This is a genomic window from Mycobacterium sp. ITM-2016-00318 (assembly GCF_002968285.2).
Taxonomy (GTDB): domain Bacteria; phylum Actinomycetota; class Actinomycetes; order Mycobacteriales; family Mycobacteriaceae; genus Mycobacterium.
Genome location: NZ_CP134400.1, coordinates 637,699 through 659,591, shown reverse-complemented (window position 1 = coordinate 659,591; position 21,893 = coordinate 637,699). Strand labels below are relative to the sequence as shown.

23 protein-coding genes are annotated in these 21,893 nt (G+C 66.2%); 9 read left to right on the top strand and 14 right to left on the bottom strand.

The window, feature by feature from the left end; all coding sequences use genetic code 11:
* Positions 1-12 precede the first annotated feature (12 nt).
* Positions 13-357, bottom strand: coding sequence for a DUF3140 domain-containing protein (locus C6A82_RS03185; protein ID WP_105348835.1), 345 nt, complete (start codon positions 355-357; stop codon positions 13-15).
* Positions 358-425: 68 nt separating this feature from the next.
* The gene (locus tag C6A82_RS03180) at positions 426-2,933 is read right to left on the bottom strand and encodes a glycogen/starch/alpha-glucan phosphorylase (RefSeq protein WP_105348836.1); all 2,508 of its coding nucleotides are present in this window, start codon (positions 2,931-2,933) and stop codon (positions 426-428) included.
* A 140-nt stretch (positions 2,934-3,073) separates the two neighbouring features.
* On the opposite strand from C6A82_RS03180, the gene C6A82_RS03175 reads away from it, so the two are divergent.
* Positions 3,074-4,534, top strand: a complete 1,461-nt coding sequence (locus C6A82_RS03175; protein ID WP_105348838.1) for a lipase maturation factor family protein — start codon at positions 3,074-3,076, stop codon at positions 4,532-4,534.
* A gap of 12 nt (positions 4,535-4,546) precedes the next feature.
* On the opposite strand, the gene C6A82_RS03170 is transcribed toward C6A82_RS03175, so the two are convergent.
* Together C6A82_RS03170 and C6A82_RS03165 are read right to left on the bottom strand one after the other, a co-directional pair.
* Complete coding sequence (locus C6A82_RS03170; RefSeq protein WP_105348840.1) at positions 4,547-5,137, bottom strand: TetR/AcrR family transcriptional regulator; 591 nt, start codon at positions 5,135-5,137, stop codon at positions 4,547-4,549.
* Positions 5,138-5,166: 29 nt separating this feature from the next.
* Positions 5,167-6,006, bottom strand: coding sequence for a GNAT family N-acetyltransferase (locus C6A82_RS03165; protein ID WP_105348841.1), 840 nt, complete (start codon positions 6,004-6,006; stop codon positions 5,167-5,169).
* A gap of 127 nt (positions 6,007-6,133) precedes the next feature.
* Here C6A82_RS03165 and C6A82_RS03160 point away from each other — a divergent pair, with 127 nt between their 5' ends.
* From C6A82_RS03160 to C6A82_RS03150, 3 genes are all read left to right on the top strand, one after another.
* Complete coding sequence (locus C6A82_RS03160) at positions 6,134-7,489, top strand: hypothetical protein (protein WP_105348843.1); 1,356 nt, start codon at positions 6,134-6,136, stop codon at positions 7,487-7,489.
* 67 nt (positions 7,490-7,556) lie between these two features.
* Entirely contained in the window at positions 7,557-8,930 is a 1,374-nt protein-coding gene (locus C6A82_RS03155; protein ID WP_105348845.1) for a molybdopterin-dependent oxidoreductase, read from the top strand.
* A 1-nt stretch (position 8,931) separates the two neighbouring features.
* Positions 8,932-9,438, top strand: coding sequence for a hypothetical protein (locus C6A82_RS03150; protein WP_105348846.1), 507 nt, complete (start codon positions 8,932-8,934; stop codon positions 9,436-9,438).
* Here C6A82_RS03150 and C6A82_RS03145 read toward each other — a convergent pair.
* The 3 genes from C6A82_RS03145 to C6A82_RS03135 are packed head-to-tail and all read right to left on the bottom strand — an operon-like array spanning position 9,419 to position 11,368.
* Entirely contained in the window at positions 9,419-10,048 is a 630-nt protein-coding gene (locus C6A82_RS03145) for a class I SAM-dependent methyltransferase (RefSeq protein WP_105348848.1), read from the bottom strand. The two genes, C6A82_RS03150 and C6A82_RS03145, sit on opposite strands and share 20 nt — an antisense overlap.
* Before the next feature lies 1 nt (position 10,049).
* Positions 10,050-10,715 carry a DUF2064 domain-containing protein gene (locus C6A82_RS03140; RefSeq protein ID WP_105348850.1) on the bottom strand — a complete coding sequence of 222 codons (666 nt, stop codon included), beginning with the start codon at positions 10,713-10,715 and terminating at the stop codon, positions 10,050-10,052.
* A complete protein-coding gene (locus C6A82_RS03135; protein WP_311101646.1) occupies positions 10,712-11,368 on the bottom strand; it encodes a glycosyltransferase family 2 protein in 657 nt (218 codons plus the stop codon). Before C6A82_RS03135 ends, C6A82_RS03140 begins: the two co-directional genes overlap by 4 nt.
* A gap of 104 nt (positions 11,369-11,472) precedes the next feature.
* Between C6A82_RS03135 and C6A82_RS03130 the strand changes: the two genes are divergently transcribed.
* The 3 genes from C6A82_RS03130 to C6A82_RS03120 all read left to right on the top strand — a co-directional run bounded on the left by C6A82_RS03130 (position 11,473) and on the right by C6A82_RS03120 (position 13,975).
* The gene (locus C6A82_RS03130; protein WP_105341729.1) at positions 11,473-12,174 is read left to right on the top strand and encodes a response regulator transcription factor; all 702 of its coding nucleotides are present in this window, start codon (positions 11,473-11,475) and stop codon (positions 12,172-12,174) included.
* Positions 12,174-13,199, top strand: coding sequence for a cell wall metabolism sensor histidine kinase WalK (locus tag C6A82_RS03125; protein ID WP_105341728.1), 1,026 nt, complete (start codon positions 12,174-12,176; stop codon positions 13,197-13,199). The genes C6A82_RS03130 and C6A82_RS03125 overlap by 1 nt, the downstream gene beginning before the upstream one ends.
* Before the next feature lie 122 nt (positions 13,200-13,321).
* Positions 13,322-13,975 (top strand): cytochrome b, encoded by a 654-nt coding sequence (locus C6A82_RS03120; RefSeq protein ID WP_105341726.1) that lies wholly within the window; start codon positions 13,322-13,324, stop codon positions 13,973-13,975.
* A 2-nt stretch (positions 13,976-13,977) separates the two neighbouring features.
* Here the strand turns inward: C6A82_RS03120 and C6A82_RS03115 are convergent, their stop codons facing one another.
* The gene (locus C6A82_RS03115) at positions 13,978-15,312 is read right to left on the bottom strand and encodes an adenylate/guanylate cyclase domain-containing protein (RefSeq protein WP_105341725.1); all 1,335 of its coding nucleotides are present in this window, start codon (positions 15,310-15,312) and stop codon (positions 13,978-13,980) included.
* Between the two features lie 78 nt (positions 15,313-15,390).
* Here C6A82_RS03115 and C6A82_RS03110 point away from each other — a divergent pair, with 78 nt between their 5' ends.
* Both C6A82_RS03110 and C6A82_RS03105 read left to right on the top strand, forming a co-directional pair.
* Positions 15,391-15,840, top strand: a complete 450-nt coding sequence (locus C6A82_RS03110) for a nitroreductase family deazaflavin-dependent oxidoreductase (RefSeq protein WP_311101645.1) — start codon at positions 15,391-15,393, stop codon at positions 15,838-15,840.
* 36 nt (positions 15,841-15,876) lie between these two features.
* On the top strand, positions 15,877-16,356 hold the full coding sequence (locus C6A82_RS03105; protein WP_311101644.1) for a DUF5990 family protein: 480 nt from the start codon (positions 15,877-15,879) through the stop codon (positions 16,354-16,356).
* Here the strand turns inward: C6A82_RS03105 and C6A82_RS03100 are convergent.
* The 6 genes from C6A82_RS03100 to C6A82_RS03075 form a co-directional block, all read right to left on the bottom strand.
* Positions 16,345-17,472 (bottom strand): nitronate monooxygenase family protein, encoded by a 1,128-nt coding sequence (locus C6A82_RS03100; RefSeq protein ID WP_105343050.1) that lies wholly within the window; start codon positions 17,470-17,472, stop codon positions 16,345-16,347. The genes C6A82_RS03105 and C6A82_RS03100 overlap by 12 nt on opposite strands.
* 13 nt (positions 17,473-17,485) lie before the next feature.
* The gene (locus tag C6A82_RS03095; RefSeq protein WP_105343052.1) at positions 17,486-18,274 is read right to left on the bottom strand and encodes an alpha/beta hydrolase; all 789 of its coding nucleotides are present in this window, start codon (positions 18,272-18,274) and stop codon (positions 17,486-17,488) included.
* A gap of 40 nt (positions 18,275-18,314) precedes the next feature.
* Positions 18,315-19,736 (bottom strand): PE-PPE domain-containing protein, encoded by a 1,422-nt coding sequence (locus C6A82_RS03090; RefSeq protein ID WP_105343054.1) that lies wholly within the window; start codon positions 19,734-19,736, stop codon positions 18,315-18,317.
* Between the two features lie 95 nt (positions 19,737-19,831).
* Positions 19,832-20,863, bottom strand: coding sequence for an NAD(P)-dependent oxidoreductase (locus C6A82_RS03085; protein WP_105343056.1), 1,032 nt, complete (start codon positions 20,861-20,863; stop codon positions 19,832-19,834).
* Positions 20,860-21,639 carry an S-methyl-5'-thioadenosine phosphorylase gene (locus tag C6A82_RS03080; protein ID WP_199193648.1) on the bottom strand — a complete coding sequence of 260 codons (780 nt, stop codon included), beginning with the start codon at positions 21,637-21,639 and terminating at the stop codon, positions 20,860-20,862. The genes C6A82_RS03085 and C6A82_RS03080 overlap by 4 nt, the downstream gene beginning before the upstream one ends.
* Positions 21,636-21,848 carry a hypothetical protein gene (locus C6A82_RS03075; protein WP_105343060.1) on the bottom strand — a complete coding sequence of 71 codons (213 nt, stop codon included), beginning with the start codon at positions 21,846-21,848 and terminating at the stop codon, positions 21,636-21,638. Before C6A82_RS03075 ends, C6A82_RS03080 begins: the two co-directional genes overlap by 4 nt.
* Positions 21,849-21,893 lie beyond the last annotated feature (45 nt).

Below are 21,893 nucleotides of genomic sequence, written 5' to 3'. Positions count from 1 at the left end.
GGCTCTAGGACGCTATGGCGCCACCGGCTTCAACGGGTCGTGGCCGATCGTCATCATTCGGTGACGCCAGGCGTCGTCGCCTGCTGTGGGTTCCATATCGGCGCTGCGTTCGGCATGGATCCGGTCGACCACCTTGCGCATGATCCGCTCGTCGTCGGCAGTCAGGTCGACGCGCCTCTTCCTCAAAATTTCGAGGACGTGGCGTCCGGTCTGCGAACCGGACTGATCGGCGAACTCTTCGGTTGTCTCGCCCGCGGACCGCGTTCGCAACCAGTCAACGAGCTCACGCGACGTCATGTTGACGACGCGATGAAACTCCTCCCACAGCGCCGGATCGATCTCGACGTGTTCAGACATCGCACCTACCTCCAGACGACGGTCGGCTACCCGCGTGTCAGGCGGGTTAATCACGTGCCTTCGTCGAACTAGCGCTCGACCGTGACGGTCACCGGGTGAACGTTCCAGATGTCGTCGCAGTACTCGGCGATGGCACGGTCCGACGAGAACTTGCCGCTGCGCGCGGTGTTCAGGATCGACATCCGCATCCATGCGTCGGTGTCCTGCCACGCCGCGCTGACGTGCTCCTGGCATGCGATGTAGGACGCGTAGTCGGCGAGCACGAGGAAGGGGTCGTCGTTGCGCAGGTTGTCCACCAGCGGACGGAACACATCGGTGTCACCGTTCGAGAAGCCGCCGCCCGCAATGAGTTGCAGGACCGCCTTGAGCTCCTCGTTGTGATCGACGTGGTCCATCGGCCGGTAGCCGTCGCGCTTGACCTGCGCCACCTGGTCTTCGGTGAGCCCGAACAGGAAGAAGTTCTCAGCGCCGACCTCGTCACGAATCTCGACGTTGGCGCCGTCGAGGGTGCCGATCGTCAACGCGCCGTTGATCATGAACTTCATGTTGCCGGTTCCCGACGCTTCCTTGCCCGCGGTCGAGATCTGCTCGGACAGGTCGGCGGCCGGGTAGATCAGGTGGGCGTTCTGCACGTTGAAGTTCGGCACGAACGCCACCTTGAGGAACCGGTTGACGTCGGGATCGTTGTTGACGGTTTCACCGACGGCGTTTATCAGCTTGATGATGCGCTTGGCGAGGAAGTAGCCGGGTGCCGCCTTGCCGCCGAAAATGAAGGCCCGCGGCGGGATTTCGAAGCCCGGGTTGTTCTTCAACCGGTGATAGAGGGTGACGATGTGCAGCACGTTGAGGTGCTGGCGCTTGTATTCGTGGATGCGCTTCACCTGAATGTCGAACAGCCAGTCGGGGTTGAGTTCGATACCTGTTGTCGCCTCGACGTAGTCGGCGAGCCGCGCCTTGTTCGCGCGTTTGACATCGCGCCACCGCGGGTGGAACGCGCCGTCATCGGCCAGGGGTTCGAGACGCCGCAGCAGGGTCATGTCCACGAGCCAGCCCTCGCCGACGGTGTCGTCGAGCAGCCCTCGCAGGCCCGGATTGGCCACCGCGAGGAAGCGGCGGGGTGTCACGCCGTTCGTCTTGTTGCTGAACCGCTCCGGCCACATCTCGTAGAAGTCCTTGAGGACGCTCTGCTTGAGCAGAGCGGAGTGCAACGCCGCGACACCGTTGATGGCATGACTGCCCACGGTCGCGAGATGTGCCATCCTGACGCACTTTCCGCCGTCCTCGCCGATGAGCGACATGCGTCGCACCCTGTCGTCGTCGCCGGGAAACTTCGCGCGGACCTCGTCGAGGAACCGGCGGTTGATCTCGAAGATGATCTCCAGGTGGCGGGGCAGCGATTCGCCGAACATGCCCAGCGGCCACGTCTCCAGCGCTTCCGGCAGCAGCGTGTGGTTCGTGTAGCCGAAGGTGGCCACCGTGATGTCCCACGCCTCGTCCCAGTCGAGCCGACGCACGTCGACCAGCAGGCGCATCAGCTCAGCGACACCGATGGACGGATGGGTGTCGTTGAGCTGCAGCGCGAATCGATCGGGAAGTTCGCTGATCCCAACATCGATCAGGTCGTCGATGATGTGTATCACGTGCTGCAGCGAACAGGACACGAAGAAGTACTGCTGCAGCAGACGCAGCCGCTTGCCGACGTCGGGCTCGTCGTTGGGATACAGCACCTTGGTCACGGTCTCTGAGTTCACCTCGTCCTCGACCGCCCTGTAATAGTCGCCGGTGTTGAAGGCGTCCAGCGCGAACGATTCGACGGCCCGCGCACTCCACAGCGTCAACATGTTGCACGAGTTGACTCCGTATCCCTGAATGGGCGTGTCGTAAGCGACACCCTTGATGACCCGGCCCGGCACCCACCGCACGCGCTCGCTTCCCGTGTCGTCGACGTAGCGCTCGGCGTGGCCGCCCCAGTTGACCAGATAGTTCACGTCGGGCTTGGGGATCTCCCACGGGTTTCCATTCACCAGCCAGTTGTCTGTCTTCTCGACCTGCCAGCCGTCGTGGATCTCCTGGTCGAAGATGCCGAATTCGTAGCGGATACCGAAACCGATCGCGGGCCGCTCGAGCGTGGCCAGCGAGTCGAGATAGCACGCGGCGAGTCGACCGAGGCCGCCGTTCCCCAGCCCCGGCTCCTCCTCACACGCCAGCACGCTGTCGAGGTCAAGGCCGATGACTTCCAGTGCGGTGCGCGTCGCCTGCTCGATTCCGAGGTTCAGCAGGTTGCTGCCCAGCTGTGGGCCCATCAGGAATTCCGCCGACAGATAGCAGGTCGCCTTGCGGCCGAGGTCCAGCGTTGTGTCTGCCGTTGCCGACCAGTTGTCCTGCATGCGGTCGCGTACGGCCAGCGCGGTCGCCCGGTAGAAGTGCTCGGGAGTCAGCACGGTGGCCGGGCGGCCGATCGAGTAGCGCAGGTGGTCGACGATGCCGCGGCGGATGGCTTCGGGGGACAGCCCGCTGCGGTTGGGGTCGGGCGCATCGGCGGGGGCGCTGGTGGAAGGCCGGATGACGTCGGTCATCGGCGCAGTGTCGCACTTATCGTCGTCGCGCAAATGAACTTCAGGCGAGCATGATGTAGCCATCGCACGGACTCATCCGCTGATCCGCTGATTGTTTCGGGGCGGGATGCGCGGGTAGGCGGCCAACGGAGGTGTGACCGATGGACTGGCTGGCAGCGCCCGAATGGTGGTGGGGCAGGCTGGTCCTCGAGCGCGGAATAGCCGTCGTCTACGTCATCGCCTTCGTCGGTGCGGCGCGACAGTTCCGCGGTCTGATCGGCACGCACGGAATGCTGCCGGTGCCGAACTATCTCGCGCGCCGTACATTCCGGTCGACACCAAGCCTCTTCCACCTTCACTACTCCGATCGCTTCTTCGCCGCCGTGTGCTGGGTCGGCGCCGCGGTCTCCGCTGCGATGGCGATCGGGCTCGCCGACGCCGTGCCGCTGTGGCTGGCCATGCTTGTCTGGCTTGCGCTGTGGGCGCTGTACCTGTCGATCGTCAACGTCGGGCAGATCTGGTACTCGTTCGGCTGGGAGTCCCTTCTCCTGGAGGCCGGACTGCTGGTGGTCTTCGTCGGCAACGACGACGTCGCCCCGCCTGTGCTCGTGATGTGGTTGACACGGTGGCTGCTGTTCCGCGTCGAGTTCGGCGCCGGTCTGATCAAGCTGCGTGGCGATCGGTGCTGGCGCGACCTCTCCTGTCTGGACTATCACCACGAGACACAACCGATGCCCGGCCCGCTCAGCTGGTTCTTCCACCACCTGCCGCGTCCGCTTCATCGCGTGGAGGTGGCGGGTAACCACTTCGCGCAGCTGATCGTGCCGTTCGGATTGTTCGCTCCCCAGCCGATCGCCGGCGTCGCGGCGGCGATCATCGCCGCGACCCAGTTCTGGCTGGTGCTGTCGGGGAACTTCTCGTGGCTGAACATGCTGACGATCGTGCTGGCCCTCAGCGTGATCGACACTTCCACCGTGACGACGGTTCTCGCTCTAGGCCCACCCGTTGATCTCCCTGCATCACAACCGTATTGGTACGTCGCCGTGGTGATCGCGTTTGCTGCACTGGTTCTCGTTCGCAGCTGGTATCCGGCACGAAACCTGCTGTCGCGGCGGCAACGCATGAACAGCTCGTTCGACCCGCTGCACACGGTGAACACCTACGGCGCGTTCGGCAGCATCAGCCGGACCCGCGACGAAGTGGTTGTCGAGGGTACTACCGAACCTCATCCGACCGAGGAAACTCTCTGGCAGGAATACGAATTCAAGGGGAAGCCCGGTGATGTGAGGCGAATGCCGCGCCAGTGGAGTCCGTACCACCTCCGACTCGACTGGCTGATGTGGTTCCTTCCACTGTCGTCGGCTTACGCTGCACCCTGGCTGATCCCGTTCTGCAAGGGGTTGTTGGCCAACGATCCCTCGATCGTCCGGCTACTGCGCACCAACCCGTTCCCGGACGCGCCACCCACCCATGTCAGGGCGACGCTGTACCGGTACCGCTTCAGCACCGCGCACGAACTGCGGTCCGAGCGCGTCTGGTGGCGGCGCGAGCGCATCGGCGAGTACCTTGCGCCGCTTTCCCTCGACGAGGCGAGCTACCTTAGCCGTCGCTTCAGGAGTTGACGCCACTGCGGCCTACGCGGTGGGGATCAGCGACACCATCGCGTCGGCGGCGGACCGCAACTGCGCCGGCGTTGCGCCGCCCTTGTGCAGAGCCTCCTGACCTCGCATGAACGCCAGAAGCGCGCCCGCCAAAGCCTGCGGGTCCTGCTCGACGTCGACGTCGCCGTCGCGCTGGGCTTCCTTGATGCAAGCGGCGAGTTCAGTGCGCCAGACTCTGTACGCATCCGCCACTTTCGCCTCGACTGCGGCGTCGGTTGCGCCGAGTTCTGCGGCGCTCTTCGCCATCAGACAGCCGCGTCGCTGTTTGTCGGCGATGAGCATTCCGGCCTGACCACGAATGTGCCGCCCGAGCCGCCGGTAGGCGCTGAAAGCCGGGTCGCGAAGGCTCGCGCGAACGTCATCCAGAGACGAACCGATGTAGCCGTCGAGCGCGCGGAGGTAGAGGCTGCGCTTGTCGCCGAACGCACCGTAGAGACTGCCCTTACCCAAACCGGTTGCGGCCGTCAGGTCGTCGACCGATGTGGCGGCGTAGCCGCGCTTCCAGAACTCGTCTCGCACGGCGACGATGACGTCGCCTTCGTCAAATGTGCGGGGACGTGCCATAACCGGATACTACGCTGGTTATGGACTGTTTATTCCGTAACCTTCACGAGGACGGCGCGGGTGTAGAGCAGGTGAAAGCCCTGTCGTTGCACGTTCTGCTGCGACTTCGACCCGGGTGCCGTCGTCACGACGGCGATGTCGCAGCCGGCGCGTGCCGCGTCGACCAACCGCGTCGCCAGCAGGGCGGATTGCACGCCCCGCCTGCGGTGTTCCGGCGCGGTGGCCGCACCCACCAACTGCGCGACGCCGTCGGTGACCCGCAAGCCACCCCCGCCTGCCACCACACCCTCCCTACGCGCCAAATAGGTCAGCGCACCTGCCGCGACGAGATCACGTTCGGCGCGCTCGACGATCTCCCTGGGAAAGTCCTCGTGCGTGGCCACGCCTTGGTCGTCCGGATTCGCGAAGCCACTCACCACCACGTCCAGCCACGCGTCGAGTTCGTCCTCGTCGCACTGCCGCACCTGTACCTCTGCATGGCCCTGCGATGCCTCACCGCCGCGTAGCGGACGCCCGAGCACGTTTTCGAACGCGACAAGCCGATAGCCGCGGCCGGTCAGCACGATGCCGACCTCGGGATCGGCCAGGTGGGCCAGCTCCACTTGGACGGCGGCGCCCCTCGCCGCGTACGCCGATTCGATGTCGTCGAGCGAAGCCTCGGAGGGCACCCCACCGAATCCCAGCCCGACAACCTTGTTGAACGGTGCGCCGTCGTCACCGAAACACGCGAACCCACCGGCGATCGGCGTCACGAACGGGCGTCCGGGATTACGGCGGATCGCTGCTTCGGTGCCTGCGGCGATCAGTTGCGCCTCGGCGCGCTCGATGCGCTGGCCGAGTTCGATGCTGCAGAAGAGGGGTTCGGTCACGGTCCTATCAGACAGCAGCGACGGCGGCCGTCGCCTGTCTTTTTTTCGCGCGCACTCAAATCGCCTCACACGTGAGCGTGCGGTGCTGGGCGACTGCCGCCAAGGAACTGCCCTTACGCTGGCGAGAATGCGTGTCGCTCGGAGAGACGTCGTGGCCGTCGTTGTCGCCGTCGTTCTGCTCGTCGCAGCCTTCGTGGTACCGCACCTGCGGCTGGGCATCGTCACACCGCTGATCAATGCCACACCCGAGCGTTTTCGCGACTTCGCCGGGGTGGCGCCGATCTTCGGGTGGTGGAAGGTCCACGTCGGGTGGGGCACGCCGGCCGCCATTCTGATCGGTACCGCTGCGGTGCTGTGGGGCCCGACCCTCGCACAGCGGCTGCCGTGGCGGGCGCTGACGCTGGCGACGTGGGCGACGTCGTGCGCCTGGGCGTTCTCGCTGGCCATGATCGACGGCTGGCAGCGCGGTTTCGCCAGCCGCCTCACCGCCCGTCACGAGTACGTGCGCCAGGTGCCGACCGTGGACGACATCCCCGAGGCGCTCAGCAGCTTTTCCCGCAGAATCCTCGACTATCAGCCGGATTCCTGGATTACCCACGTGTCCGGCCATCCCCCCGGCGCGCTGGTGACGTTCGTCTGGCTGGACCGCCTCGGCCTCAGCGGCGGCGCCTGGGCCGGGCTGCTGTGTCTGCTGGTCGGATCCAGCGCCGCTGCCGCGATCATCGTCACGGTGCGCGCCGTCGCCGACGAGGAAACCGCCCGGCTGGCCGCGCCGTTCGTGGCCGTCGCGCCGACGGCCATCTGGGTCGCCGTTTCGGCCGACGGGTATTTCGCCGGCGTCGCGGCATGGGGCATCGCCCTGCTTGCGCTGGCGGCACGGCAGAAGGTGCGGGTGCCGCTATTGGTCGCAGGCGGGTCCGGCGTGCTTCTGGGCTGGGCGATCTTCCTCAACTACGGGCTAGCGCTGATCGCGTTCCTGGCGATGGCCGTGCTGATCACCAGCATCGACTGGCATACCGCGTTGCGCACACTGATCCCCGCCGCACTGATGGCCGGTTTCGTGGTCGGCGTGTTCTTCGCCTTCGGCTTCTGGTGGTTTGACGGCTATCAGCTTGTGCAGGAACGTTATTGGCAGGGTATAGCGCTCGATAGACCGTTCCAGTACTGGTCGTGGGCGAACTTCGCGTCGGTGGTGTGTGCGATCGGGCTCGGCAGCGTCGCGGGTATCGGCCGGGCGTTCGACAAAGCGGCGATACGGAGAACCCCTGGGCTCCGCGTTCTGGTGATCGGCGCTCTGCTGGCCATTCTTTTCGCCGACCTGAGCATGCTGAGCAAGGCCGAAACCGAACGCATCTGGCTGCCGTTCACCATGTGGCTCACCGCGGCGGCTGCGCTGTTGCCGCCCCAGTCATATCGCTTCTGGCTGAGCCTCAACGTCATCGGTGCCATTGTGCTGAACAGTGTGATCCTGACCAACTGGTGAAGCCAGCGCCTCGACGAATTCTCCGCGAGCCGAGATCGAGACCCAGGCTTGAGGGGATACTGCTGCCATGACGACGCCTCCTCCGGCGAGTCCCACTCCGCCGTCGGAAGAGAACCGACGGACGGAGCCGTCAGACGAGGCCGGATACGGGTCACCGCGCGCGCTGTGGCAGGGTCTTGCCGCCCATCCCCCGCCGGGAACCAGACTGCTTGCGCGCTGGCGAAGCCCATTGCGCGGACTGTGGCTGACCTCGGTGCTGGGCTCGGTCCTGCTGGTGACGATGCCGATCGTGATCATCACCGGGCTGCTCTCCTATATCGCCTACGGCCCGCAGTTCGCACAGGCGATCCCCGGCGACGTCGGGTGGTTGAAGCTTCCGACCTTCGATTGGCCCACCGAGCCTGCCTGGATCTACCGGCTCAATCAGGGCCTGCATGTGGGGTTGGGGCTGATCCTGATTCCAGTGGTGCTGGCCAAGCTGTGGTCGGTGATACCGCGCCTGTTCGTGTGGCCACCCGCCAGGTCGATAGCCCAATTGCTCGAACGGATTTCGCTGCTGATGCTGGTCGGCGGAATCCTGTTCGAAATCATCACCGGCGTGCTGAACATCCAGTACGACTACATCTTCGGCTTCAGCTTCTACACCGCCCATTACTACGGCGCCTGGGTGTTCATCGCCGGTTTCGTCATTCACATCGCTATCAAAATCCCACGGATGTGGGCGGGGCTGCGATCCATGTCGATGCGGAATGTCCTGCGTACCAAGCGTGCCGACACGATCGCCGAGCCGTTCGTGCCGGACGGACTGGCGCCGGAGAACCCGGCCGCGCCAACGATCAGCCGTCGCGGGGCACTGGCTCTGGTCGGCGGTGGCGCGCTGTTCATGGCGGTCATCACGGCCGGCCAGACGATCGGGGGCGTCACCCGCAAGGCGGCGCTTCTGCTGCCGCGGGGACGCAGCCGCGGCGACGGTCCCAACGATTTCCAGGTCAACCGCACGGCATGGGCTGCGGGCATCACACCGGAAGCCACCGGCGAACGATGGCGGCTCACCCTCACCGGCGGCCCGTCACCGACGACGATCGACCTCATGGCGTTGCGCGCGATGCCACAGCACACCGCGGTGCTGCCGATCGCGTGCGTCGAAGGCTGGTCGACGACCGAGACGTGGACCGGTGTGCCGCTGCGTGATCTCGCTGCCCTGGCAGGCGTTCCCGAGCCGGTCTCGGCGTTCGTGCGGTCGGTCGAGCGCCGCGGCGGATTCAACCGGGCGACGCTGCAGTCGAATCAGGTGACGCACCCCGATTCCCTTCTGGCGCTGCGGGTCAACGACGCCGACCTGTCGCCGGACCATGGCTACCCGGCGCGGATCATCGTGCCGGGCCTGCCAGGTGTGCACAACACCAAGTGGGTGGCGTCGATCGACTTCAGGGCGGGCTGACATGCGCACGGCGTTGGAACGGTTCCGGTCGGTATACGGCTCGAGCCCGCTTCACCTGTTGACGTTGATCGCCGGCTTCGCGCTGTTCGGTTACGTGCTGGCCACCGTCAAGCCGGTCACGTTGTGGAACCCGAACGCGTGGTGGCAGTCGATCCTGGTGTGGTTCGCCGCGGCCATCGTCGCCCACGATCTCGTGCTGTTTCCGCTCTATGCGTTCGTCGACCGAATCCTGTTCGCAGGCAGTCGTATTCGGCCTCGTACCGATAAGTCGATCTCGGCGCTGAACCACGTGCGGATACCTGCGCTCGGCGCCGCGTTGACGCTGCTGGTCTTCCTGCCCGGGATCATCGAGCAGGGCGGCTTGGCGTACAGGGCGGCGACCGGGCAGACACAGGACGGGTTCCTGAGCCGCTGGCTGCTGTTGACCGCGGCGATGTTCGCTGTCAGCGCCGTCGTGTACGCCCTCCGCTCGGTGCTGTCGCGCCGGGCTAAGCCGCCGCCAGACTAGCGACCACCCTGCTTCCGATCGGGTGGATGTCCGACAGCACAAGGCCGACGTCGTCGGCCAGTTTGGCCGCGCAGTCGACACCGACCGATGCCCACCGGAACCACGGCCCGATCTGCCTGCGGGACTCCAACCGCACCCACCCGGAGTTGACACCTGAACTCTCCGAATCGAACTCGGCGATGCAACGACCGCCGCGCTTCATCAGCTCGCCTGCGCGCCGCAGCACCCGCCACGGGTCGCCGCCGAGCCCGACGTTGCCGTCGGCCAGCAGGACCGTCTGCCACCGCCCCATGCCGGGAAGCGGATCGAACACGTCGCGCAGCAGCGCGGGTGCGCCGCTGCGCCGCGCCAGCCCGATCGCGGTGGCGGATTGGTCGACCCCGAGCGCGGGCACGCCTCGCTCGACGAGCCGCGCCACCAAACGGCCCGGGCCACAACCCAGATCGATCGTCGGCCCGGTGCACAGCCCGAGAATCGCGTTGTCGAAACCACGGTCGGCGTGCTGACCGCCAAGCCAGCTGCGCACCGGCAGCGCGAGAAGCCGGCCGTCGTCGTGGCGCACCCAGCACCGCTCGCCGTCCAAGGCCCGGTCGTAGAGGTTGCCAAGCACGTCAGAGCCCCGCAGCCTGGATCGCCCGCACAAATCGACTGTCGGGTTTGCACCCGGCACGGACGATGCTCACGTCGTCGACGGTGTCGACATCAGACAGCTCGGCAACCAGCTTCACGCGTAAACCGTTGCCGCGCATCGTCTCCAACGTCGCCGGCCCGGTGTCCGATCGCGACGTCGGGATCGCGTGCAGGCAGTCGGCCATTGCCGGCTCCGTCACACCGAGCACCCACCAGCCACCGTCGCGGGCCAGACCGAGCACGACGTCGGTTTCCAGCAGCGCCTGCGCGCAGTCGGCGAGCAGATCGGGGGTCACCTGCGGGGTGTCCGATGCGATCAACAGAACGGGATGCGGGCCCGCAACCACCGCGGCGTCGGCGATCGCGTTGGCCAGTCGCGCCGAGAAGTCGTCGCCGCGTTGCTCGACCACCTGCACGTCGCCCAACCGCGAGCGGATCTGGCGACTGCCACTGGCCCTGCTGAGGTCTCCCGTCAGAGCCACCACCGTGTCCTGTACCGGTGTTGCATCGACGGCGTCGAGCGTGTCCAACAGCGTCGCCGCTGCAATGTCGGCGGCCGCCTCGTCGCCGACCGCCGCTGCCAGCCGCGTCTTGGCGAACCCGGGCACCGGCGCCTTCGCGATGACCACCAACGTCACCGGGATCATGCGATCGCCCGCCAGAAGTCCAATCCCGCATGGACGCTACCGCGAAGCGACCCGCTGACCTTCGACTTGCCGCCGGTGCGCGGTCCGTAGGGCACATCGCGTTCGACCACCGTCCAGCCTGCCTCGGCGGCTCGCACCATCAGCTCGACCGGGTATCCGGTGCGGCGGTCGGTGACGCCGAGCGCCAGCAGAGGTTCGCGCCGGGCGACGCGCATCGGCGCGATGTCGTGAACCGGCAGCCCGTAGTGGCTGCGCAGTCGCCAGCACACCGCCGCGGTGCCCAACCGGGCGTGCCAAGGCCAGTGCAGGCCCGGCACCGGCCGTCGTCGACCGATCGCCATGTCGGCGCCACGGTCGAGTTCGTCGACCAACGCGGGTAGATCAGCGGGATCCAGCGAACCGTCGGCGTCCACAACTGCGACGATCGGTGTGGTAGCCGCCTCCACCCCCGCATGCACGGCCGAGCCGTATCCGCGTCGACGTTCGGCCACTACATGGGCCCCGAGCCGGCGCGCGACCTCGGCCGTGCCGTCTGTGCTGTTGTTGTCCACCACCAGTGGCCTGTACCCATCCGGCAAAGCGGCAAGCACGCCGGGAAGGGAGGCAGCTTCGTTGAGACAGGGCAGCACCACCGTGACGGAACCGTCGGCCATACCAATCGACGCTAGGCCAGCAGGCTGGCAGCTACCAAGGCCAACGGTGACAAAAGGGTGACATCGGCCCAGGTAGTGGCTCCCACGCAGCTAACCTCGAAATTGTGACGCGCGTAATGATTGCCGACGACGACACCGTCGTGCGCGATGTCGTGCGCCGCTATCTGGAACGCGACGGCCTCGAGGTGGCTGTCGCCCGGGACGGCAACGAAGCGCTTCGCCTGCTCGGCACGCAGCGTATCGACGTAGCGGTGCTCGACGTCATGATGCCCGGCCCCGACGGCCTGGCGCTGTGCCGAAGCCTCCGCCAGCGCGGTGACCACACGATTCCGGTCATTCTGCTGACCGCGCTCGGCGAGGAAGACGATCGGATCGCGGGGCTCGAGGCGGGTGCCGACGATTATCTGACCAAGCCGTTCAGCCCGCGCGAACTGGCGCTGCGGGTGCGTTCCGTGCTGCGCCGGGCGCCCACACCGGTCGGGGTGTCGCCGGTGGAGCTCTCCGTGGGTGAGCTGAAGGTGTCGGCTGCGTCGCGGTCGGTGACAGTGCGGGGCAGGCCGGTCAGCCTCACCAATCGCGAGTTCGAGCTGTTGCTGTTCTTCATGACGCACTCCGACACGGTCTTCTCGCGCGAGGAATTGCTGAAGCAGGTATGGCGGTGGGATTTCGGTGACCTGTCGACGGTGACCGTGCACGTGAAGCGCCTGCGTTCCAAGCTCGGTGACCAGCATCGGGTGCAGACGGTGTGGGGCCGCGGATATTTGTGGGGCGGCGATGAGCGGTCGCGGGTAGAGCAGACCGGGTAATGCCGCCGCACGAACTCTGGGAGATCGCCGGGTGGGCCCTGGCGTGTTCGGTCCCGGTGGTGCTCGCGGGCGCGCTGATCATCAAGTTGGCTCGGTCGTGGTCGCTGGCGGTCAGCATGGTCGCGCTTGTGTTGATCCCGACGATCGCCACGTTCACCGGAGTTTTGGGCGCAAGCGGGTTCATGGTGACCGGGATGTTCGAGCGGATCGCCGTCGTGCTGGTCATCGTGTCGATCGTGACGATCCCCGCCGCCATCATGATGGCGCGCTATCAGGCCCGCCGGACGGTGTGGGAACAGGAGATCCGCGACTCGGAGCAGGCCGCCGAGGTGTCGAGACGACAGTTGGTCGCCTTCGTCAGCCATGACCTGCGTACGCCGCTGGCGGGTATCCGCGCCGTGTCGGAGGCCATCGCCGACGGCGTGGTCGCCGACGACGAGGTTCGCGATCACGCCAAACACATCGAACAGGAGTCGATTCGGCTTTCCGAGATGGTCGACGATCTGTTCGAGATGTCGAAGATCAACGCGGGTGCGGTCCAGCCCGCCTTCGACAAGGTAGCGCTCGACGAGGTCGTAGACGATGTGATGTCGGCGCATCGCATCGCGGCCGAGCGCGCCGGCGTGGTGCTGACGGCGGATCTGCCCACCGACCCGGTGCGAGTGGTCGGCAGTGACCGCGCGCTGGTGCGGGTGCTGTCGAACTTGGTCGCCAACGCAATCGCGCACACCCCGGAGGGCGGCAAGGTGGAGCTGGCACTGGGCTGCGACGAGAACGGTGCGTGGGCCCGCGTAGATGACACCGGTGTCGGCATTGACGAAGTAGACCTGCCACGGGTGTTCGACGTGGCGTACCGCGGGTCGAACGGCCGGGTGCCGCGCTCGGACGCGTCGCTGCCGAGCGGATCCGGCCTTGGCCTTGCGATCGCCGCCGGTTTGGTGCAGGCGCATCGGGGCACGCTGTCCGCGCGCAACCTGGACACAGGAGCGCGGTTCGAGGTCCGGCTGCCGCTGGCAGTCGACTGACTCACGCGTCTTCGACGTCGTCGCGGCGAGCGTGCACTTGTTTGCGGGCTTACCTGCGCGTCATGTACAACAACTGCACGATCGGCGAATGAATGCTGGCGGCTGCTCGCTAACGTCGGTCTATGCCCCTGGGAAACGGCGACCACGGCTACGGCGCCGTCACCGAGACCCTGCACTGGCTGACGGTGTTCGCGATCCTCGGCCAGTTTCTGGTCGGCTGGACCATGGAGGGCGACGATGAGGCCTTCTATCGCGAGAAGGATCGCATCGACGCTCTCGAGGACGCCGGCAAGGACCGAGCCAAGGAGCAGGGCGACGCGGCAGAGGACGCGTTCAAGGACGAGATCGACAGACTGGAGGACAACTTGGACGCGCGCGAGGACGACTATGTGTCGGCGGCGTTCTCCGACGTGTTCTCCGGTGGCCTCCTGGCAGACGGCGTTTCGCTACCGGAAATCCATGTCCTCCTTGGCCTTTCGGTCGTGACGCTCGGGCTTCTGCGGGTGTCGTGGCGGGCCGCGGCTCCCCTACCTCCATGGGCTCCATACCTCCGCCCCGGTGAGCGACGGCTCGAAGCGGCGCTGGAGAAGCTGTTGCTCACGTTGTTGTTCGTGGTTCCGGGAACGGGTCTGCTGCTGATCGCGACCGGAGACGATTGGCTTGCGGCGCACATCGCCGCTCAATTTATCCTCTTGGCTGTCATCGCGGTACACGTCGGGTTGGTGTTGAGCCACACAGTCGTCCGGCGCGACGGCCAACTGCGGCGAATGCTGTGACGTCAACCGCGCACGGCGAAGACGGGCCAGGAGCCGGGAACACCCTTGAGTTCGTGAGTGCCGCGGTCGTCGAACTCGATGCGTGAACCGAGAACGAGCGGCGGCATCACGCTCGATACCAGAACCTCGCCAGCGCCTGCGAGCCCCATGATGCGAGCGGCGACGTGGACAGCGATTCCGTGAATATCGGCGGCGGCCATCTCGATTTCGCCGGTGTGCAAGCCGGCACGAACTTGTAAGCCGAGGTCTTGCAACGCATCGCGCATCGCGCAGGCGCATTCGATAGCTCGGGCCGGACCGTCGAAGGTTGCGAGCGCGCCGTCGCCGGTGAACTTCACGACCTTTCCCCGCGCGGACGCCACGTGCTGTTCGACGATGCGGTTGTGGGATGCGAGGGTGATCGTCCACGCGGCGTCGCCGGCTTGCGCCGCCCGCTGCGTCGACCCGACGATGTCGGTGAAGAGCACCGTCGACAACACGCGGTTCGACGGCTTCGCGCGACGCTCGCCGGTGATGAACGACTCGATCTCATCCACTACGGCGTCCCCGTCGCCTGCGAACCACATGTGATCTTCGCCGTCCAACTCCACCAGCCGCGCATTCGGTATCCGCTCGAGGAGAGTGAGGGCGTGGCCGCGACGGACCTCACGCTCGTTGCGCCGGCGCAGAATCAAGGTCGGAGCTTGGATGCTTTCGAGTACGGGCCGGAGATCGGTGCGCATGAAATAGTTCAGCGCCCTTCTGAAATAGTTTTGGCCCCCGGCGAGCCGTTCGCTTCGCGCCCACCACCGCCGCTTTGCCGCATCGCCCGCCCAACTCGGTGCCGAGATATCAACCATCGCACCGGTTCCCAGCGCGTTCACATAGTTGTCGATGTAACCCGGCAGCGCATGCTCGGGAACGCCGACGGGGTAATCGGATGCGCGATTAAACCGTGCGTAGGCGTTCCACAGCACCAGTGAACGCACTCGATCGGGATGGCTCGCCGCCAGCAGCATGATCGGCAGCGCGGCTCCCGCATGCGAGAAGACCGAGGCGGATTGGCTATCGGCGGCGTCAAGCACGGCGACCAGCCCATCGACCCACGACTGCATCACGGGGTTATCCGCGATCTCCACATGGTCCGAGCTGCCACTGCCGCGGAGGTCGGTCAAAATCAACCGAGTGAACGACGCGAGCCGGCGAAGATGGCCCGAAACCTCCGGCTCGTCCCAGATCAGGTCGATCGGATGCTGCGGTCCCGGAACGAACAGCAGATCCGGTCCTTTGCCGACAACCTGATAAGCGATGTCGGCGTGACCGTCGCGCACGAATCTCGTTTCGGGGACGCCGCTCATGCGATGAGCATGTCATCTGACCGGTGGTTTCAGGCCGACTGTTGTACTTGAATGATTGTTCTACTATTGTCGGTGATCATGGCAACCACTGATTCCCGCAAGGCGCTTCGCAAGTTCAAGTTCGAGCGGCAGGTCGGTCGGATGATCGTCAATCCGTTGATCACTGCGCTGGACAGGATCGGCATTCGGGCTTCGTCGACCGTGGAACTGGAGACCACCGGCGCGAAGACCGGCCAGCCGCGTCGCGTCCCGCTCACCGGGCGCGCCGACGCAACCGGCGTCTGGGTCGTCTCCCAGCACGGTAAGCGCGCCGGCTGGGCGCACAACATCACGGCCAACCCGGAGGTTCGAGTGCGCATCAACAACGAATGGCGCACCGGCACTGCGGCGTTCGCGCCCGACGATGACGTCGTCGCCAGGGCCCGCAGCTTCGGCGGCAACAGCAAGCTCGGCCAGTCGGCTACCGCGCTGGGTATGCGCGCGCTGCAGAGCGACCCCATCTCGGTGCGCATCACCTTCACCGACTGATTGCGATTTCGGCGCGCCAATCGACGCTGAGCGCACGTGAACGCGCCGAAATCGCTGGTCGACGACAATGGGTGGGTGCAGATACGCATCGTCGGCACCGACCTGCCCGGTCGCGACTGCCCGTCCGGCCACAACTTCCCCGGCTACGCCAACGTCCACGTCGGCATGCAGACCAGGCGCCGACCGCCCGAGCTGCTGAACCTGCAACCCGCCGACGTAGCCGAGGTGACGTGGACCATCGACTGCGAGGTGAACGGATCAGACGTCCGCGGCCCGTACATCCAGGGCAGACCGGGCGATAGGTTCATCTACCTGGACTGGGGCAGCGCCGGCGGCAACGGTCGCTTGGAGATGTTCCGTCGAGCCAAGCTGATGCTCGACGGAGTGCCCGCCGAGGTCCTCGCGGAAGCCGCTCAGTCCGGGCTGCTCGTCGGCCGGCTCAAGCTCACCGACGCCAAGGGGCAGCCGCTGTGCGCGGCGGTGCGACCGCCCGTGATCGAGTGGTCAGTCGGGTAGCGAGTTGTTCAGCCGTTCGGTCGCAGCGAGATAGTCCTCGATGAACTCGCGCACGACCTCGCGCGCCGGCTTGACCTTGTTCATCAGGCCCACGCCCTGCCCGACGAAGTAGGTCGACAGCGCCTGAGCGCCCGGATGCCCCTGCGAGGCAAGAACATCGACGCGGCGGATGACCGGCTCGCACAGCATGGACTGCAGCGGCAGCGGCAGCGTCTCATGGCCACCCGGCGTCGGCGCCCAGGCGTTCGTCCAGTCCGAAACCAACTGTCGCGCGGGCTTTCCCGTGCGGCCGGTCGAGCGGATGGTGTCGCGCGACGTCGCCGCGAGGAACTTCTGTTTGGTATGCGGTGCCGTCTCGGCTTCCTCGGTGGTGAGCCACACGGATCCGGTCCACGCTCCGTCTGCGCCCATCGCGACGGCCCCCGCCATCTGCCTGCCGGTGACGATGCCACCTGCGGCCAGCACGGGGATTTGACTGCCGATGGCCGCCAGAGCTTCTAGGACCTCGGGCACCAAGACCATCGTGCTCACCTCGCCACAGTGCCCGCCGGCCTCGGTGCCTTGCGCCACAATCAGATCCACGCCCGCGGCGACCTGCTTGGCGGCGTGCTCCTTGGCGCCGACGAGTGCCGCGACCGGGATGCCGCGCTCCTTGCCCGCGTCGATCATGTAGTCCGGCGGCACACCGAGCGCGTTGGCGATGAGCTTGATCGGATGACTCATGGCCGCCTCGAGCAATTCACGGCCGGTGGTGCCGGCCAGCGACGAGCCGCCGATGAACGGCTTGGGATCGGACTCGATGTCGTGCGCGGCGAGGATGTCGGCGACGTATCCGCGCACCTCGTCGGGAATGCGCGCGGCGAGGTCCGAGGAGCTGATCTTCTCGCCCTTGCCCTCGAACTTGGCGGGCACGATCAGATCGAGGCCGTAGGGTTTGTCTCCCACCTGGTCGTCGATCCACGACAGTTCCTGGTCGAGCTGTTCGGGTGTGAAGGCCGTTCCGCCGAGCACCCCGAAGCCGCCGGCGTTGGTCACCGCGGCGACGACGTCGCGGCAGTGGCTGAAGGCGAAGAGCGGGAAGTCGATGCCGAACTGTTCACAGATCGCGGGTTTCACCCGTTCAGTATCGCTAGAGCACCTTCGCCTCTGACAGGAACCTCCCGACCTCGTCCATCACGCGGTCGCCGCCGGCGAGCACCAGGTCGTTGTGTCCGGTGCCGGGCACCAGCAGGTAGCGCTTGGGGTCGGGGGCCGCGTCGTACAGCTTCTTGCTGAGGGGCTCCGGCACGACGTCGTCGCGGTCACCGGCGACGACCATCACCGGTGCGGTGACCGAGCCGATCCGGTCGATCGACGGGAAGCGATCGAGCAGGAACCAACCGACCGGCAGCCATGGGTAATGGACCTTGCCGACTTCGGCCAGCGACGTGAACGGAGAGCGGAGCACCAATGCGGCAGGCGGCCGCTCCAGCGATAGACCGATGGCGACTGCCGCGCCGAGGGATTCGCCGAAGTAGACGATGCGGTCGGGGTCGACTTCGGGCTGTGCGGCCAGCCAGGCCTGCGCAGCGCGCGCGTCGGCGGCGAGGCCCTTCTCCGACGGGGTGCCGTCGTTGCCGCCGTATCCGCGGTAGTCGAAGAGCAGCACCGACATGCCGAGCCGCTGCAGGCCGACAGCGAGCATCGCCCGACCCGACCGGTCCCCCCCGTTGCCGTTGAACACCACGACAGCCGGGCCCGGTTTTCCGATCGGCGCCGTTAGATACCAAGCGCCCAGGTGCTTGCCGTCCTCGGTGTCGAGCACGACGTCGCGACCGCCCGGGAAATATGCCGCGGCCGAGGGCACCGGGTCACGCGTCGGGAAGTAGATGAGCCGACGCTGCTGCGTCCGGATAGCGACAATGAGTGCGGAGGCCACAAGCGTGACGATAAGCGCCGCGGCGAGGATCCGCCGCGGTCTAGCCTTCGTTGTCGTTCTCGGACGATGCGGGCGCCTTCTTGTGCAGGCTCTCCGCGAACTTCTTCAGTGACGAGTTGAAGTCGTCAGCGGCCTTCTTCAGCGGCCGAGGCCGTTCGCTGTTCGACCCTGTAGCAGCTGTTTGTGGCGCGGACGCAGCCTTGTTGGTGGTCAGGCCGGTCTGCGTTACCGACGAGTTGGTCAGCGTCGACAGGAACGGCAGCTGGCCGATCTCACCGATGGGCTTGGTGATGAAGTTCGACGGGTTGCCGATGTTCTCGAACGCCGTGGTGGCGCCGGCGGTAGCGCCGTCTTCAACGTCATCCTGCAGATCGCCCGCATCCAACGCCGACAGCGACGAGAACGGCTGCCACGGCCGGGTGACGGTCGGATTCTCCGGAATCGCCGGGTTGTCTTCTTGCCCCAGGCCGTCATTGTAGCCGGCGTTGACGAGGTCGGTCATGAGCGGATCGATCGCGTTGGCCAGGATGTCGCCGCCAGGAATGAGCCGCAGCGGGCGCGTCAGCGGCAGGTTGCCGCTGTCGACGGTGATGTAGGTAGTGGTGACAGAAGATCCGTCCGGGTTAACCGGCAGTTTGTCCTCAGATGCGATGAAGCCATCACTATCGACGACATAGTGATATCCCGGCTGCAAAGGAACCTCTGTGCCGTCCGGTTCGGTGTACACCGGAGTGGCGCCGGCTTCATCCTGCGTGATGTTCAGCGTTCTGGACTCGGCCCCGTATCCGAACGCGTAGGCAGCCAAGCTATTACCCAAGGCGAATGGATTGAGCGGGTCGACGGGTGCATCCGAGTTGATGTTGTACTCGTAGGCGATGTCCAACACCGTGACGTCAAGATTGTTCGGCGTGGGGTCGGCCGTCGTCAACAGCAGCGGCGCGAACTGAGGGTAGGTAGTCCAGAAGCCGCCGCCGGCACGGTTGGTGTTGTTGTCAAGGATGACGAGCCCGATGGTGGGAAGTACGTCGTCCTCGCCGGGAGGGTTCGCTGCGTCGTTTGCGGCGATGATGCCCAAGGCGGTGCCAGCCTGTCCTGCGCCCCAACCAGAACCCGTCACCCCCGTGCTGTCGTCCTCGAATGCGACGTTCGTGATCGCATCTGCGATGCCTTGCGGACCCTGGAAGAACGGCACGACTTGTTGACCGCCGTAGATCTCGGTCCAATCTTGGCCGTAGTAAGACGAGCCGGCGAAGAACTGCGACGTGGAGTTGGCGGCGGAGACCAGCGCCATCAATTGCACGTTCGGCGCAACCGCTGCGGTCGTACCGGTCACGACGGCGGTGGACAAGCCGGTGACGGTGAGGGCTGCTGCAGCGAGGCCCGTGCCTCCGCGCTTGGCAACCTCAGTCTGAATCGGCGAACGCTTGCAGTGCTTACCGGCCAACGGGGCCTCCCAGATCATGCGGTGGACACAAGTTCGTCCCCCGACTTGGCAAACGCTAACACGGCGCAAGCCCGGGAGCTATCCCGCTTACGCAAGATTCCCAAGCGCACTGCCTACCCGCGCAAAGGGGCGTACGCGAACTCCCGCAGACCGTCCCGCGGATCGACGGCGGCGTTAAATTGCAGCAACTCTTTGGCCCCCGCCGGACTCGCCACGATGTGGCGGACGTCGCCGCTGCGGTACTGGCCCGTCACGACCGGCGCCGACTCTCCGCGCGCTTCGCACAACTCGGTCGCGACCTCGAGAATCGAGATCGGCTTACCCGAGCACACATTGGCCGGATTGAAGCCGCCCAGGTCCGACTCGACGGACAACACGTTGGCCGCGGCGATGTCGTCGACGTGAACGAAGTCGCGCATCTGGCCGCCATCCTCGAAAACTCTCGGCACATCGCCCGCTTCGAGCTGCGAGCGGAAGATCGCCGCGACCCCCGAGTACGGGGTATCGCGCGGCATGTGCGGCCCGTAAACGTTGTGATAGCGCAGCGCCACCACCGATCCCCCGGTCGACTCCGCCCATGCCAGCGCGTAATGCTCCTGTGCGAGCTTGCTCGCCGCGTACAGACTGCGCGGCCGCAGCGGCGCATCCTCGTCGACCAGCTGCCACTGCAGTTCCTCACCGCCGACGGGGCAGCGGTGTTCGAAGATCCCCGCGTCGAGGTCGGCGCGTGCGCGAGGCAGCGGATCGACGACACCGTGCTCGGCGCACCTGAACCGGCCCTGCCCGTACACCACCATCGACGACGCCAGCACCAAGCGTCGACAGCCCGCGGCGAACATCTCAGCCAGCAGCACCGACGTGGCGTAGTCGTTGTGGCTGCCGTACGACGGCGCATCCGCCGCGTCGACCCCTGCACCGACCACCGCCGCCTGATGACACACCACATCGACGCCGCCGAGTAGCGACGCCACCGCCGTCGCGTCCCGCACGTCGACGCGCTGTACCCCTTCAGGCGGTTCGGTATTCTCGCCGTGCGCGGCGGGCAGCATGGCGTCGACGGCAACAACCTCATGACCGGCTTCGTCGAGCGCGGTTGCCACCCGCGATCCGATGAAGCCGGCCGCGCCGGTCAGCAGCACCCTCATGGCAGTTCGAACGGCAGGGTGACGCCTTCGTGCGCCAGGCAGTCGGTGCACAGGCGCTCGGCGGTGACCTGGGAGATCGCCTCGTGCACCAGCTTCTTGAACGGCACAAGGTTGCGCTCGAATTCGGCGAACACATCCACGGCGCGCACGCCACTTCCCACTGGTACACCTGCGTCAACGTCGGTCACCAAAGTTATTGCTGCGTAACACATCTCGAGCTCGCGGGCCAGTACCGCCTCGGGGTAGCCGGTCATGTTCACCAGCGTGAAGCCCTCCCGCGCGAACCACTGGCTCTCGGCACGCGTCGAGAACCGCGGACCCTGAACCACGACCATGGTGCCGCCGTCGACCACCCCGGGCAGGTCGGTCACCGCGGCGCGAAGCGCGGGACAGTAGGGGTCGGCGAACCCGACGTGGACGCCGCCGGAATCGAAGTAGGTGTCAAGGCGTCCGCGGGTCCGGTCGACCAGTTGATCGGGCACCACCATCGCGCCGGGCCCGAGTTCAGGCGTGAGGCTGCCCACCGCGCAGGGACCGAAGATCCGCCGCACACCCAGCGCGCGCAGCGCCCACATGTTGGCCCGATACGGGACCGTGTGCGGCGAGAACTCGTGGTTGACGCCGTGACGAGGCAGGAACGCCACCTCGTGATCGCCGACGGTGCCCACTGTGATCGGTGCGCTCGGCTCGCCGTAGGGCGTGTCGAGGTTGATGCTGCGCGCATCAGGGCCGAAGAACGAGTAGAAGCCGCTGCCGCCGATGACTCCGAGCATCACTCCATTGTGTCGTCGCTGCGCTCCTGCGCGCGGCGGACCCCTTCCCGGATCTCGAACACGTCGGTGGCCAGGCCGCCGATCGCGCCGAAGACGTCTTTGACGGCGGTGGTGATGATTGCGGTCACCTCGCCCACCGTCGATGCCACGGATTGCGCAATCTCCTGAAGTGCGTCCTTACGAATCTCGCCGCTGCTGAGTCGGTCATCCATGGTCTCAGTCTTCGGCGGCGGCCGCAGCCCGACAATGTGTCGGTC